This window comes from Microbacterium sp. SWDP-B6 (assembly GCF_059803615.1).
In genome coordinates this window covers 159,103-181,180 of record NZ_JAPFGV010000007.1, presented here as the reverse complement: position 1 = coordinate 181,180, position 22,078 = coordinate 159,103, and the positions used below count along the sequence as shown (strand labels likewise).

Annotated in this window: 20 protein-coding genes; 12 read left to right on the top strand and 8 right to left on the bottom strand. The window is 68.4% G+C overall.

Features of this window, described 5'->3' with window-relative positions:
* Positions 1 to 213: 213 nt before the first annotated feature.
* Positions 214 to 1,356 carry a sensor histidine kinase gene (locus OPU70_RS11465; RefSeq protein WP_498557816.1) on the bottom strand — a complete coding sequence of 381 codons (1,143 nt, stop codon included), beginning with the start codon at positions 1,354 to 1,356 and terminating at the stop codon, positions 214 to 216.
* 226 nt (positions 1,357 to 1,582) lie between these two features.
* On the opposite strand from OPU70_RS11465, the gene OPU70_RS11460 reads away from it, so the two are divergent.
* Positions 1,583 to 2,236 (top strand): response regulator, encoded by a 654-nt coding sequence (locus tag OPU70_RS11460; RefSeq protein ID WP_228385565.1) that lies wholly within the window; start codon positions 1,583 to 1,585, stop codon positions 2,234 to 2,236.
* A 155-nt stretch (positions 2,237 to 2,391) separates the two neighbouring features.
* Here the strand turns inward: OPU70_RS11460 and OPU70_RS11455 are convergent, their stop codons facing one another.
* The 3 genes from OPU70_RS11455 to OPU70_RS11445 all read right to left on the bottom strand — a co-directional run bounded on the left by OPU70_RS11455 (position 2,392) and on the right by OPU70_RS11445 (position 6,002).
* Positions 2,392 to 4,029, bottom strand: coding sequence for an HNH endonuclease signature motif containing protein (locus OPU70_RS11455; RefSeq protein ID WP_498557815.1), 1,638 nt, complete (start codon positions 4,027 to 4,029; stop codon positions 2,392 to 2,394).
* A 542-nt stretch (positions 4,030 to 4,571) separates the two neighbouring features.
* Positions 4,572 to 4,967: a GNAT family N-acetyltransferase gene (locus OPU70_RS11450; protein WP_367824203.1), complete on the bottom strand. Its 396-nt coding sequence runs from the start codon at positions 4,965 to 4,967 to the stop codon at positions 4,572 to 4,574.
* A gap of 168 nt (positions 4,968 to 5,135) precedes the next feature.
* On the bottom strand, positions 5,136 to 6,002 hold the full coding sequence (locus tag OPU70_RS11445) for an EamA family transporter (protein WP_498557814.1): 867 nt from the start codon (positions 6,000 to 6,002) through the stop codon (positions 5,136 to 5,138).
* A gap of 263 nt (positions 6,003 to 6,265) precedes the next feature.
* Between OPU70_RS11445 and OPU70_RS11440 the strand changes: the two genes are divergently transcribed.
* From OPU70_RS11440 to OPU70_RS11430, 3 genes are read left to right on the top strand one after another with little or no spacing between them, the layout of a single operon-like run.
* Positions 6,266 to 7,549, top strand: coding sequence for a M18 family aminopeptidase (locus OPU70_RS11440; RefSeq protein WP_079113455.1), 1,284 nt, complete (start codon positions 6,266 to 6,268; stop codon positions 7,547 to 7,549).
* A 47-nt stretch (positions 7,550 to 7,596) separates the two neighbouring features.
* Positions 7,597 to 9,042: a purine-cytosine permease family protein gene (locus OPU70_RS11435; RefSeq protein WP_498557813.1), complete on the top strand. Its 1,446-nt coding sequence runs from the start codon at positions 7,597 to 7,599 to the stop codon at positions 9,040 to 9,042.
* Positions 9,039 to 9,590, top strand: a complete 552-nt coding sequence (locus tag OPU70_RS11430; protein ID WP_042540078.1) for a cysteine hydrolase family protein — start codon at positions 9,039 to 9,041, stop codon at positions 9,588 to 9,590. The genes OPU70_RS11435 and OPU70_RS11430 overlap by 4 nt, the downstream gene beginning before the upstream one ends.
* Here the strand turns inward: OPU70_RS11430 and OPU70_RS11425 are convergent.
* A complete protein-coding gene (locus OPU70_RS11425) occupies positions 9,587 to 10,297 on the bottom strand; it encodes an MBL fold metallo-hydrolase (protein ID WP_079113457.1) in 711 nt (236 codons plus the stop codon). The genes OPU70_RS11430 and OPU70_RS11425 overlap by 4 nt on opposite strands.
* A gap of 81 nt (positions 10,298 to 10,378) precedes the next feature.
* On the opposite strand from OPU70_RS11425, the gene OPU70_RS11420 reads away from it, so the two are divergent.
* Together OPU70_RS11420 and OPU70_RS11415 are read left to right on the top strand one after the other, a co-directional pair.
* Positions 10,379 to 10,906: a TetR/AcrR family transcriptional regulator gene (locus tag OPU70_RS11420; RefSeq protein ID WP_042540074.1), complete on the top strand. Its 528-nt coding sequence runs from the start codon at positions 10,379 to 10,381 to the stop codon at positions 10,904 to 10,906.
* A 70-nt stretch (positions 10,907 to 10,976) separates the two neighbouring features.
* Complete coding sequence (locus tag OPU70_RS11415; protein ID WP_498557812.1) at positions 10,977 to 12,032, top strand: alpha/beta hydrolase; 1,056 nt, start codon at positions 10,977 to 10,979, stop codon at positions 12,030 to 12,032.
* 17 nt (positions 12,033 to 12,049) lie between these two features.
* On the opposite strand, the gene OPU70_RS11410 is transcribed toward OPU70_RS11415, so the two are convergent.
* Complete coding sequence (locus OPU70_RS11410; RefSeq protein WP_079113459.1) at positions 12,050 to 13,423, bottom strand: pyridoxal phosphate-dependent decarboxylase family protein; 1,374 nt, start codon at positions 13,421 to 13,423, stop codon at positions 12,050 to 12,052.
* A gap of 9 nt (positions 13,424 to 13,432) precedes the next feature.
* On the bottom strand, positions 13,433 to 14,089 hold the full coding sequence (locus OPU70_RS11405; RefSeq protein ID WP_475435656.1) for a TetR/AcrR family transcriptional regulator: 657 nt from the start codon (positions 14,087 to 14,089) through the stop codon (positions 13,433 to 13,435).
* 92 nt (positions 14,090 to 14,181) lie between these two features.
* Between OPU70_RS11405 and OPU70_RS11400 the strand changes: the two genes are divergently transcribed.
* The 6 genes from OPU70_RS11400 (at position 14,182) to OPU70_RS11375 (ending at position 21,093) form a co-directional block, all read left to right on the top strand.
* Positions 14,182 to 15,222, top strand: a complete 1,041-nt coding sequence (locus OPU70_RS11400; protein ID WP_498557811.1) for an agmatine deiminase family protein — start codon at positions 14,182 to 14,184, stop codon at positions 15,220 to 15,222.
* The gene (locus tag OPU70_RS11395; RefSeq protein WP_498557810.1) at positions 15,219 to 16,934 is read left to right on the top strand and encodes an amidase; all 1,716 of its coding nucleotides are present in this window, start codon (positions 15,219 to 15,221) and stop codon (positions 16,932 to 16,934) included. Before OPU70_RS11400 ends, OPU70_RS11395 begins: the two co-directional genes overlap by 4 nt.
* A gap of 93 nt (positions 16,935 to 17,027) precedes the next feature.
* Positions 17,028 to 17,882 (top strand): tryptophan 2,3-dioxygenase, encoded by an 855-nt coding sequence (locus OPU70_RS11390; RefSeq protein WP_042540062.1) that lies wholly within the window; start codon positions 17,028 to 17,030, stop codon positions 17,880 to 17,882.
* Positions 17,882 to 18,943 (top strand): amidohydrolase family protein, encoded by a 1,062-nt coding sequence (locus OPU70_RS11385; RefSeq protein ID WP_498557809.1) that lies wholly within the window; start codon positions 17,882 to 17,884, stop codon positions 18,941 to 18,943. The genes OPU70_RS11390 and OPU70_RS11385 overlap by 1 nt, the downstream gene beginning before the upstream one ends.
* Position 18,944: 1 nt before the next feature.
* Complete coding sequence (locus OPU70_RS11380; protein WP_475435662.1) at positions 18,945 to 20,198, top strand: kynureninase; 1,254 nt, start codon at positions 18,945 to 18,947, stop codon at positions 20,196 to 20,198.
* On the top strand, positions 20,188 to 21,093 hold the full coding sequence (locus tag OPU70_RS11375; protein WP_498557808.1) for a PaaX family transcriptional regulator: 906 nt from the start codon (positions 20,188 to 20,190) through the stop codon (positions 21,091 to 21,093). The genes OPU70_RS11380 and OPU70_RS11375 overlap by 11 nt, the downstream gene beginning before the upstream one ends.
* Here the strand turns inward: OPU70_RS11375 and OPU70_RS11370 are convergent.
* Entirely contained in the window at positions 21,071 to 22,069 is a 999-nt protein-coding gene (locus OPU70_RS11370; protein WP_498557807.1) for a LacI family DNA-binding transcriptional regulator, read from the bottom strand. The genes OPU70_RS11375 and OPU70_RS11370 overlap by 23 nt on opposite strands.
* Between the last annotated feature and the right edge of the window lie 9 nt (positions 22,070 to 22,078).

Here is a 22,078-nt window from a genome sequence, read left to right as displayed (position 1 = left end):
CAGCGCTGGGGATGCGCTATTTCTGGGGTATACCCAATGTAAGCTCCCGGCTACACCATGGAACACGGTCTATAGTCGAGACCTACCCTGGACTTTCGTCTAGTCCTTGAGCGTGCATCCCCGGAATTCCGCGGGTTTTCCCCCAGAGTATCGGAATGCTGGACGAGGATTCTGACCGCGTTCCGTCGCCAAGATGCCGGAATACCGGTTTGGTCAGACGATCGGCAGGAGAGCTGTCACGACCCAGCGTCCGTCCGCTTCTCCGGCACTGAACTCACCACTGGCACCGAGAACACGTTCGGCCATCCGCCCGATGCCGGTGCGGCTCGACGAGAGCTCGCGACGCGGCGTGACAGAGAGAGGGCTACTCACCGTCAGCTTTGCGGAGTCGTCATCGATGTCGAATCGGATGGCGACTTCGCCCTCGCCCGCATACTTGAGGACGTTGGTGGCGGACTCGCGCAGGATGCGCGCGAGGATGATCTCGGCCGCGCGGGGGATGCGCTCGTCCGAGGGGTCACCGTCGACGATCACAGAGTGGCCCGCGGATTCGAATTCCTGCTGGGCTTCGTCGACGGAGGCCGCCAGATCACCCGAGGGCATGCCCTCGGATCTGGGCCCGTCGTCGGCGAGGTCGATCACGAAGCGGAGATCGGTCATCGCCTTGCGTGCGGCGATGCGGATCGCCTCCTGCGATTCGCTGCTGGTGCGATCGTCGTCGAGCATCTGCACGTGCAGCGCCACCACCGTGAGGTGGTGCGCGATGCTGTCGTGCAACTCGCCGGCGATCCAACGTCGCTCAGCGAGTACTGCCTGCCGTTCCTGCTCGGCCTTCTCAGCCAGCTGCACCTCGAGCGTCCGCCCTCGGGCGAACGCGATGCGAAGTGCGAAGCCGACGGCTCCGGATACTGCGGCGCCGACCAGGAAGATCGCGATATTGAAGGCATCCCTCGAGTCGCCAGTGACGACCAGTGCGGATGCGAGGAGGAAAACTCCGGCATAGGACAGGACCAAGGAGGTCCATCCCAGACGCACGATCAGGCCTGCCGCGAAAGCGGCGGTCGTGAGCACCTGGGCTTCGATGCCGGGGATGAAGGAGAGTGCGAACACCACGCCGAGGGCGTATGTCGCGATCAGTGGCGACCAGAGATACAGGGCCAAGACCGCGGTGGATGCGATCCCGAGTGCCGCCGTCAGAGGATCCAATCCCGGAGGAAGGAACAGTCCGACGATGTCGAAGGTGACGATCGTTCCGACGACCGACAATACGGCGATCCGTTCGATCGTGCTGAGCTTCTCGCCCTTTCCGAGTCGAGTGACGTCTGCGCGTTCACCCGCCGGAAGACTTGAAGCCATACTTCAGTATCTCCTTTCCGCCATATAGATTAACGGTAGAAGCCGAAAAAGAGTCCAACCTGGTTCCAGAAAGACATAGAGATTCACCTCCTTTATTGCACTTTTGACTAGCGATGTACTCATCTTCTCGGTGATCTTCTCGCACCACATCTGTCGCACGTCTAGACCTCGATAGCCAAAGGTCTAAGACATCGCGCCGCAGGTACACCCCGGTTAGGCTTCCTCCATGTCCCAAATCCGAGTCGTGATCGTCGATGATGATCCCCTGGTGCGCTCAGCGCTCTCTCACTTCGTCTCACGAGACCCGGAGATCACGGTGGTCGCGGAGGCGGAGTCCGGCCTCGAGGGCATTGAAGTCGTGGAGCGCGAGCATCCTGATGTCGTGATGATGGACGTGCAGATGCCGGAGATGAACGGCATCGAGGCGACTGCGGTCATCAGTGAGCGGTGGCCCGAGGTCAAGATCCTGGCGGTGACGACGCTCGATGGCAGCGACACCGTGCTTCCGATGCTCAGTGCCGGTGCATCGGGCTATCTGCTCAAGGACTCCAGCGCGGCGAGCATTCTCGAGGGCGTGCGTGAGGTGTACAGCGGAGCGAGCTCTCTGTCACCTCGCATCGCCTCGTTGCTGATCAAGCACGTGCGCGATACGGAGCCGGTAGGCGGCGACGACTCGCTCGAGGCGCTCACCGACCGCGAGCAAGAGGTGCTGCAGCGTCTCGCCCAGGGGATGTCGAACGCTGAGATCGCGCGCACGCTGATCGTGTCGGAGGGAACGGTGAAAGCGCACCTCGGCCGCATCATGTCGAAGTGGCACGTTCGCGACCGTGTGCAGATCCTGGTCACGGCGGCGCACGCCGGCCTGGTCGACTTCCGCTGACGCGGAGACGGTCGAGGCTGGCGTCTGCTCACGCGGGGGCTGCCCACGCTGGCGTCTGCTCACGGGGCGCGCTGAAGCCGGATCACGACGGCTGGATCCCACCGAAGTCGAACCAGATCCCAAAGCGTGCAAGGCGACCGCGACCGAGTCGCAGGTCACCCCGTTCGGGCGAGGTGCTTCCGGGGCAGGTCGGCGGGGAGGCTGAGTTTCGGGGTGCGCCAGTGCTGTGCGAGATCCCACCATGCCGGGCCGCGCACCTGCGGAAGGCCGTCGTTCATCCGGATCTCCCACCCCGAGGTGCCGAGGGACCGGTGATGCCACCAGCACAACGGCACACCATTATCCGTATGCGTCGGGCCGCCCCGGGCGTGCTCGGTGACATGGTGGATCTCACACCACGACGCGGGAACGTGGCATCCAGGGATCAGGCACTCCTTGTCGCGGGCGATGATCGCCCGACGCTGATGCACGGTGAAGATCCGATCCGTGGTCGTGATCCCGATGATCCGCCCCTCGTCCATGAGCACGCGCTGAATCGCCCCCGAGCACGCGACCTGCGCCGCGACAGAGACGGGAACATGAGCACCGGAACCGGGGATCGTCGCCCACCCACCATTGCCACCCGCTCCGGCCCCAGAGCCCCCGGCTGCGGCACCTCCGAAGGCGGCACCCCCGAAGGCAGCGCCGGTGGCCTGAGCGGCATGGTGGGCGAGGTCTGTCGCGTCGACCGTCACGACGACGACCGGTGATGCACCGCCGAGGGTGGGCATGTCCTTGTGCCGCGCCGCGATCGCCAGCGCTGCGGCGAGAGCGTCGTGACGTTTCTGCGCCGCGGTGCGGTCATCGAGCACGCTCCGCTCATCCGAGTTGAACGGATCCTCCCCCGCATCCGTGTCAGAGTTCGGGTCCGCATCCGCATCCGCACCAGCACCAGCACCAGCACCAGCACCAGCACCAGCACCTGAATCCGCATCCGCATCCGCATCCGCATCTGAGCCCGCGCCGCCGCCGGGGGCGAAGAACACCCCTGGCCGGGGCGGGCCGTCGCCTTTGGGGTTGAGGATCGCGTCCATGATGAGTTGGAACTGGGCCGCGACATCCGGGGTCAGATACCCGCGGATCGCGTGCACACCATCCTTGAATCGCCCGATCGTGACGCCCCGCCGACGCCTCGCGTCCTCGTCTTTGGGTTCTTCCCCGTCGGGGTCGAACATCGATGCGAGATCCTCGGCGAGAGCTTTCAGATCCTCCGTCGTCGGCGACGGACCAGGCGCATCTGGGTCCATATCCGGGTCGGCCTTCAGGCCGTGCCCGCGCGCGCACCCCGCCAACGCCACATCCGCCGCCAACCGCTGGTCGACGCTGAGCCTGTCCCAGACCTTCTCGATCGGGCCCGTCGCGGCGAGGAACCCGTCGATCCCGATCACCCCGTCCAACAGCGCCGTCCGCAACTCCGGCCACCGGGCAGGGAGCCGCTCCCCCGACACCAGGCTCACATCCCGCCGCACCCGGTCGATGACCTTCCCCACCCGGGTCGCACCCCGCGCATCGACGAGCACCGTCCGCTGCAGCAGCTCGTTCTCGCCCCGGCAGCCTGCGGAGTGCGGGAAGTCACCCATCTCGCCCGTCGCGACGGTCTCGACGACCACCGCCTCCACCCGACGAAACGCCGCCCCCGCCGCCACCAGAACGCCGATCCGCTCCGCATCGGACAACCCCGCCAACGCGTCATCGGACAGCACCGCATCGAGGTCGGTGATGACCCGATTCAGAAGCTCCGCGGTGCTGTTCATACTCCCCAGTCAACCCGCGACCACCGACATTCAGCACCCCGAATCGTCTGGATTTACCCCAGTTCAACGCCATATTCCAATCTCTCAGTACAACACGCGAGATTCGCACCCCCGGGCGCCGGAAGTTCAGGAGATGGGAAGGACGGAGAGGGAGACCGACGAGGGGAAGGAGAAGAAAGCGAGCGAGACCAACGAGGCGAGAGAGAAGAAGAGAGAGGCCAACGAGAGGAGGGAGAAGAACGGGAGACCGACGAGGCGAGAGAAGAGAAGAGAGCGGCCAACGCGAGGAGGGAGAAGCGAACGAGACCAACGAGGCGAGAGAAAAGAAGGAAGCGAGCGAGACCAACGAGGCGAAAGAAGAGAAGGAAGCGAGCGAGACCAACGAGGCGAAAGAAGAGAAGCGAGTCACACCAACGAGCCGAAAGAAGAGAAGCGAGTCACACCAACGAGCCAAAAGAAGAGAAGCAAGTCACACCAACGAGCCGAGGGAAGAGAGAGGAGAACAGAGAAGAGACGAGACGAAAGAAGTGGCTCAGACGCCGTCACGCGCGGGAGGCATCCGCTTTCATGAAGACGTCGACGGCGTCCTCGCTCTCCAGAACGAAGCCGTGGCGCTCGTACAGCCGACGTGCTGCGCTGGCCTGCAGCACGTTGAGCCGGAAAGGCAGAGTGCCGTCGGTGTCCGCGAGCAGGTGGGCGAGCACGGCTGCCCCGATCCCGCGGCCCTGCGATTCCGGCGCGAGATAGAAGTGCTCGATCCAGAGCGCGTCCGGTTCGTGCCTGACCGCGACCAGACCGACGTCATCGCCGTCGACGACGATCACGCGGGTGTTCTCGGGAACGAACGCATCGAGGAAGCGCTGCCGCACGCGCACGGGGTCATATCGGCCGAGACGCTCGAGGTCAGGTCTCATCACGACGGCCCTGAGCTCGGCCATCCAGGAGGCATCCGAAAGGCCGCTCGCTCGAAGACTCCATCCCACTGACACAGCATCCATACAACCATCAGCAGCAGCACGCCCAGCCGCGCAGAGCCACAGCCACAGCTACAGCCACAACCACAGCCACAGCCACAACCACAACCACAACCACAGCCACAGCCACGGCTACAGGGCGAGCAGCACGATCCCGCCGGCGACGACCGCGGACGCAGCCAGACGCCACCCCGGCCTGCTCTCCTTGAGCGCGAACACCCCGAAGAGGCTGACGAGCACGACACTGACCTCGCGCAGCGGAGCGACGAGAGCGACCGGAGCGATCTGGATGGCGGTGAGCACCAGGATGTACGACAGCGGCGACAGGATGCTGAATGCCACGATGCGTCGCCACTGCGTGCGTCCGAGGGTGCGGACCGCCGCCCATCGGCCACGAACGCCGAAGGAGTAGAACGGGATCTCGAGCAGCATCGTCCCGACCATGAACGCGACGGGCGACAGGTTCCAGGTGCGCACGGCATGCGCATCCCAGATCGTGTAGATCGCGATCGCGACGCCGGTGAGGAGCCCGAACACGAGCCCGAGATCGAGCGAGCGGTCCTGACGCTCGGCGCGCCCCCGATCGACGAGACCGATCGCGACGACTCCGACGATGATCGCCGCGACGCCGACGAGAGCGAGGACGGACGGCCGCTCGCCGAACAGCAGGATGGCCACGATCACCGACAGGAACGGCCCGGTGCCCCTCGCCGTCGCGTAGACGGTGGAGAGATTGCCCTCACGGTATCCGCGCTGCAGCACCGCCATGTAGGCGACGTGTAGCACACCGGACACGCCGACACCCAGCAGAAAGGCCAGCAGGTCATCGGTGCCGAGCCCGCCGGTGAACGGGATGACGCCGATCCACACGGCCGTTCCACCGACGGCTCCCCACCACAGGAACGGCATCCCTGCCCGGCTCACACCATGGGCGACGATGTTCCACGCGGCATGGGTGATCGCTGCGGCGATGACGAGAACGAAAGCGAGTGCGGACACGAGAGACCCTTCCGTTCACCGCGGGCGCGACGAACAGGGTCCTCCGGGCTTTTGTCCTGTCAGATGACGGCGCCCCTGCGGAGGGGCACCGTGGCGCCGCTCGGACCAGACGGGACGAACCCCGGAACCCTAGGCGCTATCGAGAGCGACAGTAACCGCCGCGGGTGACCGGGAGGTGAACGGCGCGCCCTTCCACCCGACCGGATCGCCGTCGTCGATACGGCGATTACGATCGAAGAACCGCCCCTGCAGGAAGGTCTCCCATGCCCGTCACCCCGGACGCTCTCGCCCACGCCGAGGATCTCGCCGACTTCGTCGCCGCCTCGCCCTCGAGCTATCACGCCGCCGCCGAGGTGGCCAGGCGACTCGAGGATGCCGGGTTCGTGCACCTCGACGAGGAACAGGCGTGGGAGGTGACCCCCGGCGGGCGCTACGTCGTCGTCAGGGACGGCGCGGCGATCGCGTGGACGGTGCCGACGGATGCCACCGCCACCACGCCCGCACACATCCTCGGCGCTCACACCGACTCGCCCGGCTTCAAGCTCAAGCCGCAGCCGACCACCGGATCGAAGGGGTGGCTGCAGGCAGCCGTGGAGGTCTACGGCGGCCCGCTGCTGACCTCCTGGCTCGACCGCGAGCTGAGCCTCGCAGGCCGACTCGCACTCGCCGACGGACGTGTGGTGCTCGCCGACACGGGAGCGCTGCTGCGCCTCCCCCAGCTCGCGATCCACCTCGACCGCGACGCGAACACGAGCCTCGCACTCGACAAGCAGTTCCAGACGCAGCCCGTGTGGGGCCTCGGAGACCCGACGCAGGAGGACATCCTCGCCGAGCTGGCCGAGACGGCCGGAGTCTCGGCATCCGACATCCGCGGCTATGACGTCGTGATCGCCGACACGGCACGCGGAGCGGTGTTCGGCAAGGACCGCGCGTTCTTCGCCTCAGGTCGTCTCGACGACCTCGCCTCGGTGCACGCCGGCGTGGTCGCCCTCGAGACGATCGACACTGCGGCATCCGGACCGATCGCGATCCTGGCAGCCTTCGACCACGAGGAGCTCGGCTCCAACTCCCGCTCCGGCGCGGCCGGCCCGTTCCTCGAAGACATCCTCGGACGCGTGTACGACGCCCTCGGTGCCGACGCCTCCGAGCGCCGCCGCGCCCTCTCGGCGTCGTGGTGCCTGTCGAGCGACGTGGGCCACTCGGTGCACCCCAACTATGTGCACAAGCACGACCCCGTGGTGCAGCCGGTGCTCGGCTCCGGTCCGATCCTCAAGATCAACGCGAACCAGCGGTACGCGACGGATGCCATCGGCTCGGCCGCCTGGCGCGACTGGTGCGACAGCGCCGACGTGGTCACGCAGGAGTTCGTGTCGAACAACAACGTGCGCTGCGGATCGACCATCGGCCCGATCACGGCGACGCGTCTCGGCATCCGGACCGTCGACGTCGGCATCCCGATCCTGTCGATGCACTCGGCCCGTGAGCTCGCCGGCGTCTCGGACCTGCACGACCTCACCCGCGTCGCGGGGGCTTTCTTCGCCAGCTGATCGCCGCCGGCGCCCCCGCGGGCCCTGCACAGTGCCAGGATGATGGCATGACGGACATCAAGCCTGCTCTCATCGAGCGCGCGGGCATCGAGATCATCCCCGAATCCGAGCGCACGGCGAAGCCTCGCGACCTGTTCTGGCCGTGGTTCGCGGCCAACGTGTCGGTGTTCGGCATGTCGTACGGATCGTTCGTGCTGGGCTTCGGAATCTCTTTCTGGCAGGCGACGATCGTGTCGGTCATCGGCATCATGGTGTCGTTCCTGCTGTGCGGGCTGATCGCCATCGCGGGCAAACGCGGATCGGCGCCGACCATGGTGCTCTCGCGGGCGGCGTTCGGCGTGCAGGGCCAGAAGGTGCCCGGCATCGTCTCGTGGCTGACCTCGATCGGCTGGGAGACGTTCCTCGCGATCATGGCCGTGCTCGCCACTGCCACCGTCATCACGCAGCTCGGCGGCGACGGCGACAGCATCGCGCTGAAGATCATCGCCACCGTGATCGTCGCCGCCCTGATCGTCGTGGCCTCCGTGCTCGGCTATCACACGATCATGAAGCTGCAGTCGGTGCTCACCTGGGTCACCGGCGCGGTGACGATCCTCTACATCGTCCTCGCCGCGCCCAGCATCGATCTCGCCGCCGTCATGGCCCGCCCTGATGGTGGCCTCGGCCAGGTCATCGGCGCACTCGTGATGGTGATGACGGGCTTCGGGCTCGGCTGGATCAACATCGCCGCCGACTGGTCGCGCTATCAGAAGCGCACGGCGTCCGATGGGGCGATCGTCGTCTGGAACACGATCGGCGGCTCGGTCGCGCCCGTGATCCTCGTCGTCTTCGGTCTGCTGCTGGCGGGATCCGACGACGACCTCAGCGCCGCGATCGCCTCCGACCCGATCGGCGCTCTCGCCACGCTTCTGCCCCTCTGGGTGCTCGTGCCGTTCCTGCTCACCGCCGTGCTCGCACTCGTCTCGGGCGCCGTGCTGGGCATCTACTCCTCGGGCCTCACGCTGCTGAGCCTCGGCATCCGCATCCCGCGCCCGTCCGCCGCGGCGATCGACGGCGTGATCCTCACCCTCGGCACGATCTACGTGGTGTTCTTCGCCACCGACTTCCTCGGCCCGTTCCAGAGCTTCCTCATCACGCTCGGCGTGCCGCTGGCATCCTGGGCAGGCATCCTGATCGCCGACATCCTCCGACGCAAGAAGGACTACGACGACGAGGCCCTGTTCGACAGCCGCGGACGCTACGGCGCCTGGGACTGGATCTCGATCGGCACCATGGTCGTCGCCAGCGTCATCGGCTGGGGCTTCGTGCTCAACGGCTTCGCGGATGCGGCCCCATGGAACAACTGGCAGGGCTATCTGCTCGGGCTGGTCGGCGGAGTCGACGGCGACTGGGCCTACGCGAACCTCGGGGTGTTCTTCGCACTGGTGCTGTCGTTCGTCTTCACCTGGTTCGCCCGCGCCGGACGGATCCGCGCGCAGGAGGCAGCTGCGTGAGCAGGGAGTCCTGGCTCGTCGTGATCGATCCGCAGGTGATCTTCGCCTCACCCGACTCGGCCTGGGGGTCACCGTTCTTCGGTGACGTGATGCCCCGCATCCGCGAGCTCGCCGAAGCCTTCGGCGACCGCGTGATCGTGACGCGCTGGATGCCGACCGCCGACCGCTCGACCTCGTGGGGCGCGTACTTCGCCGCCTGGCCGTTCGCAGACCAGCCCTCCGACGATCCGATGTTCGACCTGGTTCCCGACGCGATCGGCCTGTCGCCGCACCCGACCCTCGATCTGCCGACGTTCGGCAAGTGGGGCTCCGCGATCGAAGAGATCGTCGGCCGTGGCGCGCACGTCGTGCTGGCGGGAGTCTCGACAGACTGCTGCGTGATCTCGACCGCCCTCGCCGCAGCGGATGCCGGGGCGCACGTCACGATCGCCGCAGACGCCTGTGCCGGCTCGACGGCCGAGAACCACGCCGCTGCGATCCGGATCATGGGGCTGTATCCGCCGCAGATCACGGTCAGCGACACGGCGAGGGTGCTGACGGAGCGCTAGCCTGCAGCGCGCACGGCCGCCGCGATGTCGGCGGGTGACCCCCGCCACGGTGCTCCGTGTCCGGGAAGCACCCAGGATGCCGATACGGCGGCCAGCCGGTCGAGAGATGCATCGGCCTCATCCGGCTCGTCCGTGAACGGCGCGGGCTGCGGACCCACGCGCCCCGTCAGAACGTGGCGCGTGGTCAGCGCGTCGCCGACGAAGACCGCGTCCGCCCCGGGGATGTGCACCGCGATGCTGCCGGGCGAGTGACCAGGCATGCCGATGACGACCGGGGATCCGGGGAGGTCGAGCACCTGGCCGTCGGCGACGGTCACGACCTCGGACACGTGCCGTGTGCGAAGCGCGTTCTTGCGCACGCCGTAGGCGAAGAACCCGAGCGTCGGACCGATGCGCGCGGGCCCCATCGGGGTCTTCGGCTTCTCACCCGTGCGCACCCGATGCGCATCGGCGCTGTGGATGAAGACGGGCACGCCCGCCTCACTGCGCAATCGCTCGGCGAAGCCGATGTGGTCTCCGTCGCCGTGGGTGAGCACCAGACCGCGGATGTCGGAGAGCGGGCGACCGAGCTCGGCCAGCTTTCGCTGCAGGTCGTTCCAGTGACCGGGCAGCCCCGCGTCGACGAGAGTGATCCCCTCGGGCAGGTCGACCAGATAGGAGGCGACGACGTCGTTTCCGAGTCGATGCAGGTGCGGTGCGAGCTTCATGGTCGTCCCTTTCGAGGTGGTCTATGATGGCTACATTACGTAGCTATCATAGCTATTGTCAATAGCCATGGAGGAGCCCCGATGCCGACCCCCGAACGAACCTCGCTGGCGGCGATCGTCGACGCCGGCCGCGACATCCTCGAGACCGCCGGCCCCGCCGGACTCACCATGCAGGCCGTCGCCGAGCGCGTCGGAGTGCGGGCACCTTCTCTCTACAAACGGATCAGAGATCGCGACGCCCTGCTGACGGCGGTCGCCGAGGCCTCCGCCGATGCGCTGACGAGCCGACTCGAGACCGCGGGCGACGAGCTCCCCCTCCTCGCCGCCGCCTACCGCTCCTTCGCGCACGAGCACCCCGAGGCGTTCCGTCTGCTGTTCACGGCGTCCGCCCCCGAAGACGCCCTCCACCGGACCTCCGCTCCGGTGCTGCGCTCCTGCGCCGACCTCGTCGGACCGGAGCATGCTCTCGACGCCGCCCGCCTGTTCACCGCCTGGGCGACAGGGTTCCTGCAGATGGAGCTCGCCGGCATGTTCCGTCTCGGCGGCGACGTCGACGAGGCCTTCGACTATGCGATGGATCGCATCATCGCCGGGCTCACGGCCGCCTGACCGCACGCGCGCCCGAGCGGATGCCTGACTACCGGAATACTGCCAAGATGATGCGCGGAGAGGGGTTTCCATGACCACGAGCGCGCACGAAGACGAGTCCGACCGCCCGCAGAGGGCTCGACGCCCGTGGCACCGCACGAAGGTGGCGGTGGGGCTGGTCCTCCTCGTCACCGCGGTGGTGGCGATCATCGGCGCGCTCACCCCCTGGCCTTCGGCCATGCTCATCCGCTCGGTGTTCACGAAGGGCGGTGACGAGACCGCCGCCGAGATGGAGAAGCACGTCCCCGACACGGCGCTCACCGAGCAGCTCGACGTCGCCTATGCCGACGGCGGCGCCGACACCACGATGGACGTCTTCACACCGGCATCCGCCACCGGGCCGCTGCCGACGGTCGTCTGGATCCACGGCGGCGCCTGGATCTCGGGGTCGAAGGAGAACGTCGACCCCTACATGCGCATCCTCGCGGCCGAGGGCTACACCACCATCGCGGTGAACTACACGATCGGGCCCGAAGGCGAGTATCCGCTCGCGGTGCACCAGCTCAACGACGCGCTCGCCTACATCGACGCGCACGCCGATGAGCTGAATGTCGATCCGAACCAGATCGTGCTCGCCGGCGACTCCGCCGGCGGCCAACTGGCCAGTCAGATGGCGACGCTCATGACGAGCCCCGACTATGCCGAGATCATGGGCATCACGCCGGCGCTGAAGGCCGAGCAGGTCGTGGCGACCGTGCTCAACTGCGGGGTGTACGACCTCGCGGCACTCGCATCGCTCGACGGCGTCGTCGGCTGGGGCCTCAAGACGTCGATGTGGGCGTATGCGGGAACCAAGACATGGGCGGAGAGCTCGACGGGCTCGACGATGTCGACGATCGACTGGGTCACCGAGGACTTCCCGACGACATACATCTCGGGCGGGAACGGCGACGGGCTCACCTGGCTGCAGTCGATCCCGATGGCCAAGCGTCTCGACGAGCTGGGGGTCGACGTCACGACCCTGTTCTGGCCGGCGGCGCACGAGCCGGCCCTGCCGCACGAGTACCAGTTCCACCTCGACATGCCAGACGCGCAGACGGCGCTGCAGCAGACGATCGACTTCCTCGACGCCCACACCAGTCGCTGAGGGGGTCTGCGGGCGGTCTACTTCATCGTGTCGAGGATGCCCACGAGGTCGTCGAACGTCGTGAGCGGGTTGAGGATCGCGAAGCGGGTGTTCGGTCGCCCGCCGTGCGAGCTCGGCACCACGAACGCTCGCTGCGTGTCGAGCAGCTCGTCCGACCAGCGGTCGTAGTCGGCGCGATCCCAGCCCTCGCGTTCGAACACGACGACAGAGAGCTGCGGGTCGCGCACGAGCCTCAGCTCGGGGCGGGCAGCGATCTCTGCGGCGATGCGCTGGGTCAGGGCGAGTGTCGCGCTCACCGCCTCGCGATAGGCGGCCACGCCGTAGGTCGCGAGCGAGAACCACAGCGGCAGCCCCCGAGGGCGCCGAGTCAGCTGGATCGAGTAGTCCGACGGGCTGAAGTCACCGGCGTCCGTGAGGGTGTCGAGGTACTCGGCGTGCTGCGTGTGCGCTCGGCGCCCTGTGTCGGGGTCGCGGTAGAGCAGCGCGCAGCAGTCGAACGGGGCGAACAGCCACTTGTGCGGATCGACGATCACCGAGTCGGCGCGCTCCACTCCCGCGAAGATGCCACGGGCCTCGGGCGCCAGCATCGCGGTGAGCCCGTAGGCGCCGTCGATGTGCAGCCAGAAGTCGAACTCGTCTTTCAGCGCGGCGATGCCGGCGATGTCGTCGACGATGCCGAAGTTGGTCGAGCCGGCGGTGGCGACCACCGCGCAGATCTCATCGCCGTGCTCGGCGAGCGCCTCACGCACGGCATTCGCCCTCAGCATGCCGTCGTCGCCCGCGGGCACGAGCAGCACGTCGGCATCCATGACCTTCGCCGCCGACTTGTTCGAGGAGTGCGCCTCGACGCTGCACACGATCTTCCAGCGGCGAGGAAGCTCCTTGCCCGCCTCGAGCAGCTTCGCCTTCGCCGCCTCGCGTGCGGCGACGAGCGCCGACAGGTTTCCGATCGTGCCACCCTGCACGAACACCCCGCCGGCGGTGTCGGGGAGGCCGAACTCGGCCGCCAGGAACGAGAGGACCTCGTTCTCGGCGTGCACGGCTCCGGCGCCCTCGAGCCAGCTGCCTCCGTAGAGGCCGGATGCCGAGACCACGAGGTCGAAGGCGATCGAGGCGATCGTCGGGGCGGTCGGGATGAACGAGAGATACGACGGGTGGCTCGTCGTCAGGCAGGCCGGGGCGAGGATGTGCTCGAACACGCTGAGCGCGCGCTGCGAACCGAGACCGGCGTCGGTGATCGTCGTCCCGACCAGACGATCGAGCTCGGCCGGCGACTGGGGCTTGTCGAGCGGCACGTCGGCCGCGAGCATCCGCCGTCTCGAGTAGTCGAGCACCGCGTCGACGATCGCCGTCGATTCGGCCGAGGCCGCGTGCATGCGTTCTGCTCCCATGAGCTGTCCTTACCTGAGGGTTTCTGCGGGCTGTACGGGCTCGACCACCGGAACGTCGAGCACCGCGGAGAGAGTGCGGCGAGCGAGATCGGCTCGATCGCGGGGCGCCCAGTGCACGAGCGAGTGGGCGCTCATGCCGTCGACCATGGCGAGCAGCATCCATGCCGACGAGTCCGGGTCGACCTGCAGCGGGTTCTCTCTCAGCGCCGGGTCTTCGGCGATCGCGCGGGCGATGAGGTCTTCGAGGGCGCTGTGCCAGAGGTCCATCTCGGTGCGCACCCTGGCGCCGAGCGCCTCGTTGCGGGCGCCGAGCGCCCATGACTGCACCCACACCATCGCGACGTCGTCTCGCGAGTCGTCGAGCAGCGTCTCGATGAGCCGCAGCAGGTTCGTGCGCAGGTCGACGCTCGGGTCGTACGAGGCGATGACCTCGTCTCGCTCGGCCGCGACGATCGTGGTGAAGACTTCGGCGACGAACGACTCCATCACGGGCCGGTAGTGCGCGACGAGAGCCGGCGTGACGCCGACCCTGGCCGCGACCGCACGCACGGTGAGCGCCTCGAGCCCGCTCTCCCCTGCCAGCGAGACGGCGGCGTCGACGATGGAGCGTTCGCGCTCTTCCGGCGGCAGCCGACGGGGCGCGGCGGCTCTTGACGTGGTCTTCATCACGGGCTACCGTATCACTCGTTGATCACGTGTTCAATAGGGATCACGGCCCCTCATTCCCGAGGTCGCGATCAGCAGCGAGGGAGACAATCATGGCCTGGCACATGCCCGCCGAGACCGCACCGCACGATCGCACCTGGATGGCGTTCCCCGCCGAGGGGCCGACGCTGGGCGAGACGGCGTCCGAGCGCGACGAGGGCTATGACACCTGGACGGCCGTCGCCCACGCGGTCGCCGAGTTCGAGCCGGTCACGATGATCGTCGACCCTGCCGAGGTCGCCCGCGCTCGGCGGATGCTCAGCAGCAGCATCGACATCGTCGAGGCGCCGGTCGACGAGTTCTGGATGCGCGACTCCGGCCCCACCTTCGTGATCGATGACGAGCGTCCCGGAGTGCTCGGCGCGGTCGACTGGATCTTCAACGGCTGGGGCGCCCCGGCGTGGGCGCAGTGGCAGAAGGCGGCGCAGCACGCCCGCATCATCGCCGGAGCCGTCGGCGCCGAGCTCGTGAGCTCGACGCTGGTGAACGAAGGCGGCGGAATCCACGTCGACGGCGAGGGCACGGTGCTGCTCACCGACACCGTGCAGCTCGACCCGCGCCGCAACCCCTACGCCGACAAGGCGCGCGTCGAGGCCGAGATGGCGCGCACGCTCGGGGCGACGAAGGCCGTGTGGCTGCCTCGGGGCCTCACTCGCGACTACGACGACTTCGGCACGAACGGGCACGTCGACATCGTCGCGACGATCGTCTCCCCCGGCCGACTGCTGCTGCACGAGCAGCAGAACCCCGAGCACCCGGACCACGCGGTGACGCGCCGGCTGCGCGCGCATCTCGAGCAGCAGACCGATGCCGCTGGTCGCCGTTTCGAGATCGTCGACCTGCCAGCGCCGGCGACCCTGCGCGACGACGAGGGCTTCGTCGACTGGAGCTACGTCAATCACCTGGTCACGAACGATGGCGTGGTCGCCTGCGGGTTCGGCGACGAGCAGGCCGATGCCGCGGCACGGGCGATCCTCGCCGACGTCTATCCCGGGCGCCGGATCGTCACGGTCGATGCGCGCCCGCTGTTCGACCGCGGCGGCGGCATCCACTGCATCACCCAGCAGCAGCCGAGCGTGGGGGTTCCCGCATGATCGACGTGGTCGAAGCCTCCATCGCAGAGCTGCGGCGAGCGCTCCAGACCGGCGCGGTCACCGCCGTCGAGCTCGTCGACGCCTACCTCGCGCGCATCGACGCCTACGACGGCCCGGAGACCGAGACGGCTCTGAACGCCGTCGTCGTCCGCAACCCCGACGCCCGCTCAGAGGCGGCGGCATCGGATGCGCGACGGGCACGCGGCGAGACGCTCGGGCCGCTCGACGGCATCCCGTACACCGCGAAGGACAGCTACCTGGTGCGCGGGCTGACCGCCGCCGCCGGCAGCCCCGCCTTCGCCGAGCTCGTCGCGCAGCGCGATGCGTTCACGATCGAACGACTGCGGGCGGGCGGTGCGGTCTGCCTCGGGCTGACGAACATGCCCCCGATGGCGAACGGCGGCATGCAGCGAGGGGTCTACGGCCGAGCCGAGAGTCCGTACAACGCCGATTTCCTCACCGCGCCCTTCGCCTCGGGGTCGTCCAACGGATCGGGCACCGCGACGGCCGCGAGCTTCGGCGCGTTCGGCCTGGGCGAGGAGACCTGGTCGAGCGGCCGCGGTCCCGCGACCAACAACGCCCTGTGCGCCTACACGCCCTCGCGCGGCGTGATCTCGACCCGCGGCAACTGGCCGCTCGTGCCGACCATGGACGTCGTCGTGCCGCATGCGCGCACCATGGCCGACCTGCTCGAGGTGCTCGACGTGATCGTCGCCGACGATGCCGAGACGCGCGGTGACTTCTGGCGCGCGCAGCCGTGGGTGACGCTGCCGCTCTCGTCAGAGGTGCGCCCGGAGTCGTACGACGCCCTGGCCGCCGAGGCGGCGACAGCCCTGCGCGGCATCCGCATCGGCATCCCCCGCATGTACATCAACGCGGACCCGGATGCCGGCACCGCCGCTGAACCGGGCATCGGCGGCCCCACAGGGCAGCGGATCGAGACGCGCGCCTCGGTGATCGAGCGCTGGGAGTCCGCACGACGCGACCTCGAGTCCGCCGGCGCGACCGTGATCGAGGTCGACTTCCCCGTGGTGTCGAACTACGAGGGCGACCGACCGGGTGCACCCACCATCGCGACGCGCGGTCTCGTGTCGCCGGAGTATCTGCGACAGGAGATCGTCGACCTGTCGGCGTGGGGGTGGGAGGACTTCCTGCAGGCGAACGGCGACCCCCGACTGCACACCCTCGCCGCCGTCGACGGAGCGACGATCTTCCCGCATCCGGAGGGCGCACTTCCCGACCGCTACACGGGCTTCGACGACGACATCGCCGAATATCCCGAGTGGGTGCGCGCCAACCGGGGCGTCGGATTCCAGGACATGTCCGAGCTCGCCGACGGCCTGCGCGGCCTGGAGGAGACGCGTCGCCTCGACCTCGAGGAATGGATGGACGAGCACGAGCTCGACGCGGTCGTGTTCCCGGCCGTCGCCGATGTAGGCCCCGCCGACATGGACGTGAATGAGGCCTCCGCCGACCTCGGATGGCGCAACGGCACCTGGATCGCCAACGGCAACCTGACCGTGCGCCACCTCGGCATCCCGACCGTGACCGTTCCGATGGGGCTCATGGCCGACATCGGCATGCCGATCGGGCTGACGTTCGCAGGCCGCGCCTACGACGACGCGACGCTGCTGCGTCTCGCCGCCGGGTTCGAGGCGATCGGCGCACCGGGCGAGCGCCGCACCCCGCCGCCGAGGACGCCCGCGCTCTGACTCGCTGATCAGCACCAGCGCGACATTTCACTATTGTGACGCTCGCCACGATTGTTATATGTTTGGCCTGTCCGTCACGACAGGAAGCGACCCATGAGCACCGAGAACAACGAGCGCGAGCTCGAGGCCGGCATCGTCACCGATCTGTCCGGCCGCATGACCTACGGGTCGTACCTGTCGCTCGACCAGCTGCTCACCGCGCAGAATCCGGTCAGCGTCCCCGAGCACCACGATGAGCTGCTGTTCATCATCCAGCACCAGACCACCGAGCTCTGGCTGAAGCAGCTGCTGCATGAGCTGTCATCCGCCCGCGAACTGCTCGCGAGCGATGACCTGCGCGAGGCACTGAAGCGGGTGGCCCGGGTCAAGCGCATCCAAGACGTGATGACGCAGCAGTGGGCGATCCTCGCGACCCTCACCCCCACCGAGTACGCGCAGTTCCGCGGAGCGCTCGGCAACTCCTCGGGCTTCCAGTCGGTGCAGTACCGCGCGGTCGAGTTCGCCCTCGGCAACAAGAACGAGAAGATGCTCAGCGTCTTCGCCGACCACCCCGCCAACCTCGCGCTGCTCACGGCCGAGTGGCACAAGCCCACGCTCTACGACGAGTTCCTGCGCTACGCCTCGCGGCGCGGCCTGCCGATCCCGGCCGAGATCCTCGAGCGCGACGTGCGCCTGCCTTACCGCGAGACACCCGAACTGGTGCCCGCGATCCGCGAGATCTACCAGAACCATCAACAGCACTGGGACCTCTACGAGGCCTGCGAAGACCTCGTAGACCTCGAAGACAACTTCCAGTTCTGGCGCTTCCGCCACCTGAAGACCGTCGCCCGCACGATCGGAATGAAGGTCGGCACCGGCGGCTCGAGCGGAGTCGGCTTCCTGCAGCGCGCTCTCGACCTGACGTTCTTCCCCGAGCTCTACACCGTGCGCACCGAGATCGGCGGCTGATGAACGCTGCGACCTTCTTCGATGGCGAGGAATGGCGCGACGGCACCATCGAGATGGTCGACGGACGGATGCTGCTGCGCCCCGGATCACCGGCATCCGATCTGCGTCTGTCCGACCTGCCGAGGCTCGACGGCGTGATCGTCGGCGGCTTCACCGACCACCACGTGCACCTCCAGCTCGTCGATCACGCACTGCTGCATGACTCGACTCTCGGACGCGTGATCGACCTCGGCGGGAACCCTGCGGCGGTCGCCGCGCTGTCCGAAGGCGCGGCGCGTTTCGTCTCGGTCGCTGGCGCTCCCTCGCTCAACGACCAGAAAGCCGCCGCACCCCGGTCGTCGAGCGAGCGCAGCCAGACGAAACGCCCACACGCCGTCGCCGTCGAGTTCGCGGGTGCGTTCCTCACGTCCGTCGGCGGGTACCCGAGCGACCGCGACTGGGCTCCAGCGGGGTCCTTCCGCGAGATCGCAGACACCGCAGCAGCCACCGCGGCCGTCGCGGAGATGGCGGATGCCGGAGCATCCTGCATCAAGGTCGCGAACAACAGCACTGCCGGGCCCGTCTTCAGCGACCTCCTGTTCCGCGCGATCGTCGAGGCCGCCGCCGCACGCGGCCTCCCCGTCGTCGCCCATGCCGAAGGCGTGGGAGAAGCGCAGCGAGCAGTCCGCCTCGGCGCCGCGCGCCTCGCACACGCCCCGTTCACCGAGCGACTCGACGATGCCGAGGTCACCGCCCAGGCAGCATCCGTCTCGTGGATCTCGACGCTCGCCATCCACGAGGGCGACACGCACGCCACAGCGGTCGACAACGTCCGCCGCTTCCATGCCGCCGGCGGCACCGTGCTCTACGGCACCGACATGGGCAACGGCCCGATGCCCGTCGGTCTGAACCCGAGCGAACTGACTGCCCTCCGCGACGCGGGTCTCGACGGCATCGACCTGTTGCGCGCCCTCGCACCGCAGAACCCTCTCGACCCTGCTGCACTCCTCCTGAGGCTCCCCGGCACCGACGCCGACCCGACACTCGCCCGCCCGCTGACCAGCGCCGATCTGAAGGCTTGACATGACCGACACCCGCGACGCCGCGACCATCGAACGCTCGCTCCTCGACCTCGCCGGCGCCCTCGACGCCGCCGACCCGCTGCACGCCCACCTCGAGGCGTTCGCCGAGGCCCCGGGCGTCGGCGCCTACCTCGACGGCAACTCGCTCGGGCGGCCGCTGAAAGACACACCCGAGAAGCTCTCGGCGTTCGTGCGCGACGACTGGGGCACCCGGCTGATCCGCTCGTGGGACGAGCAGTGGATGGCGCTGCCGATGGAGCTCGGCGATCGCATCGGCAGCCTCACGCTCGGAGCCGCCGCGGGCCAGACCGTCGTGGCCGACTCCACGAGCGTGCTGATCTACAAGCTGATGCGCGCCGGCGCGACCGCCGACCCGTCGCGCACCGAGCTCGTGATCGAGGCGGGCAACTTCCCCACCGACCGGTTCATGGCAGAGGGCGTCGCGGCTGAGACCGGCATGACGGTGCGCTGGATCGAGCCCGACCCGGTGCTCGGCGTGCAGATCGCCGATGTCGTCGCCGCCATCTCCGAGCGCACGGCGCTCGTCTCTCTCAGCCACGTCGACTACCGCTCCGGCGCCCTCGCCGACATGCCAGGCATCACGACCGCGGTGCACGAGGTCGGAGCCCTCATGATGTGGGACCTCTGCCACTCGGCCGGCGTGATCCCGATGCAGCTCGACGCCTGGGGCGTCGACATGGCGGTCGGATGCACGTACAAGTACCTCAACGGCGGCCCCGGCTCCCCCGCGTTCGCCTACCTGCGACGCGAGCACCAGGGCGTCCTGCGCCAGCCGATCCAGGGCTGGTGGAGCGCCGCCGACATCTTCGCGATGGGGCCGGAGTACGTCCCGGCCGGCGACATCCGGCAGCTGCTCAGCGGCACTCCCCCGATCACCTCCATGCTCGCGATGCAGGGCATGCTCGACCTCATCGAGCAGGCGTCGATCGAGGCGATCCGCGAGAAGTCCCTCTCGCTCACCGACTTCGCCGTCCGTGCCTATGACGAGGCGCTCGCCCCGCTCGGCGTGCGGCTGCTCAGCACGCGCGACGCCGCACTCCGAGGAAGCCACGTGACGATCGGCCACCCTGATTTCCGCGCCGTGACGCAGCGCCTGTGGGCCGACGGAATCATCCCCGACTTCCGCTTCCCCGATGGCATCCGCCTGGGGCTCTCGCCGCTCAGCACCTCATATGTCGAGACGCTCACCGGCGTCCTCGCCGTGCGCGACGCCCTGGAGTCGCATGACCGCTGAGCCCACCGAGCAGATCGCCGCGGGACCCGTGCTCGACGACATCGATGCACGCCCAGGCAGCACGGCATCGCTGCTGCGCACCCTGGTGGGGCTGTATCTGCGACCGCTCGGCGACTGGATCTCGACGGCCGATCTGGTCGCGCTCGCCGGCGATCTCGGGATCCCCACGGCGCAGGCACGCACCGGCGTCACACGCCTCAAGCAGAAGGGACTGCTGCTCGCCGAGCGCAGACACGCCGTCGGCTATCGGCTCAACCCTGATGCCGCCACGATGCTCGAGCGGGGTGATCGACGCATCTTCGAGATGCGCGAGATGACGGATGCCGACAGCTGGTGCCTCGTCTCTTTCTCGATGCCCGAGAGCGCCCGCGCCACGAGGCACCAGCTGCGCCGTCGCCTGCAGTGGATCGGGGCGGGCGTCGTGTCTCCCGCCCTGTGGATCTGCCCGGGGCATCTGCAGGGCGAGGTTCTCGAGATCGTCGACGATCTCGACGCCAGTGAGTGGGTGACGCTGTTCCAGGCCGGCACTCCGACGACCGCGCGCACCCTGCCCGAGGCGGCCGCGGACTGGTGGGACCTCGACGCCCTGCGTGCCGAGCACCTCGAGTTCCAGTCGTCGCTCGAGACGCTTCCGGAGGCGCCGTTCGCCGCCTACGTGCAGCTGATCGACCGCTGGCGCGTGCTGCCCTACGTCGATCCGGGCCTGCCGCCCTCGATGCTGCCGGCCGACTGGCCGGGAAGGCACAGCATCGCCGAGTTCCTGAGGCTGTCGACGGAGCTGTCGGATGCCGCGTGGCAGCGCGTGCGCGAAGTCACGGGAGCGGAAGCCACGGGAGCGGAAACCACCGGAGCGGAAGCCACGAGAGCGCAGGTCACCGGGGCGGGGCGGTCGTAGCCCGCACCACCAGCCGCGTCGGCAGGATCACGTGCATCTCGTCGATCTCCCGCCCCGAGAGCAGCGTGAACACCATGTCGGCTGCGACGGCCCCGAGTCTGCGCATCGGCTGCTGGATCGTCGTGAGCGGCAGCGTCCTTCTGGTCGCCTCCGGCACGTCGTCGAACCCGATCACCGACAGATCATCCGGCACCCGCAGCCCCAGCTCGTGAGCGACATCGATGACCGCGATCGCCGACAGGTCGTTCGCCGCGAAGATCGCCGTCGGTCGGGATTCGCCGCTCAGCATGATGCGGGCGGACTCCCTGGTCGCGTCGAGCTCGTAGCGGCCGATGCCCACCAGCGACGGATCGAGCGGGATCCCCGCGTCGGAGAGCGCCCTGCGGTAGCCGGCGTCACGGAGCCCGGCGGATCGGAGATCCGGGCGGCCCGCGACGAATCCGATCCGGCGATGGCCGAGCTCGATCAGGTGTCTGGTCGCCGTGAGAGCGCCGCCGAAGCTGTCGGATTCGACCGTGGGCAGGTCGGCCCGGCCCGTGTGGGGATCGATCGCGACCACCGGGATCTCGGTGCCGGCGCTCACGACCGTGGGGGTGACCATGATCGCCGCATCGATCAGCGTGCCCGAGAGCCTGCTCAGCGATCGCCGCTCCCAGCCGTCGCCTGCGCCGAGGTGCGACCCGCTGTAGGCGAGGAGGTCGAACGCCGTGTCGTGCACCGCCGAGCCGACGCCCTTGAGGATCTCGGCACTGAAGGGCTCGAAGTCCGCCAGGAGAACGCCGATCACCCCCGTGCGCCGTGCCCTCATGCTGCTCGCGACGAGGCTCGACTCGTACCCGAGCTGCTTCACCGCGTCGAGGACGCGCTGCACCGTGGCATCCGCGATCCCGTATCGACCGTTCACCGCCTTCGAGACGGTCGACACCGACACCCCCGCCGCTTTCGCGACATCGTGGATCGTCGTTCGGCCCCCCATGAGACGCCA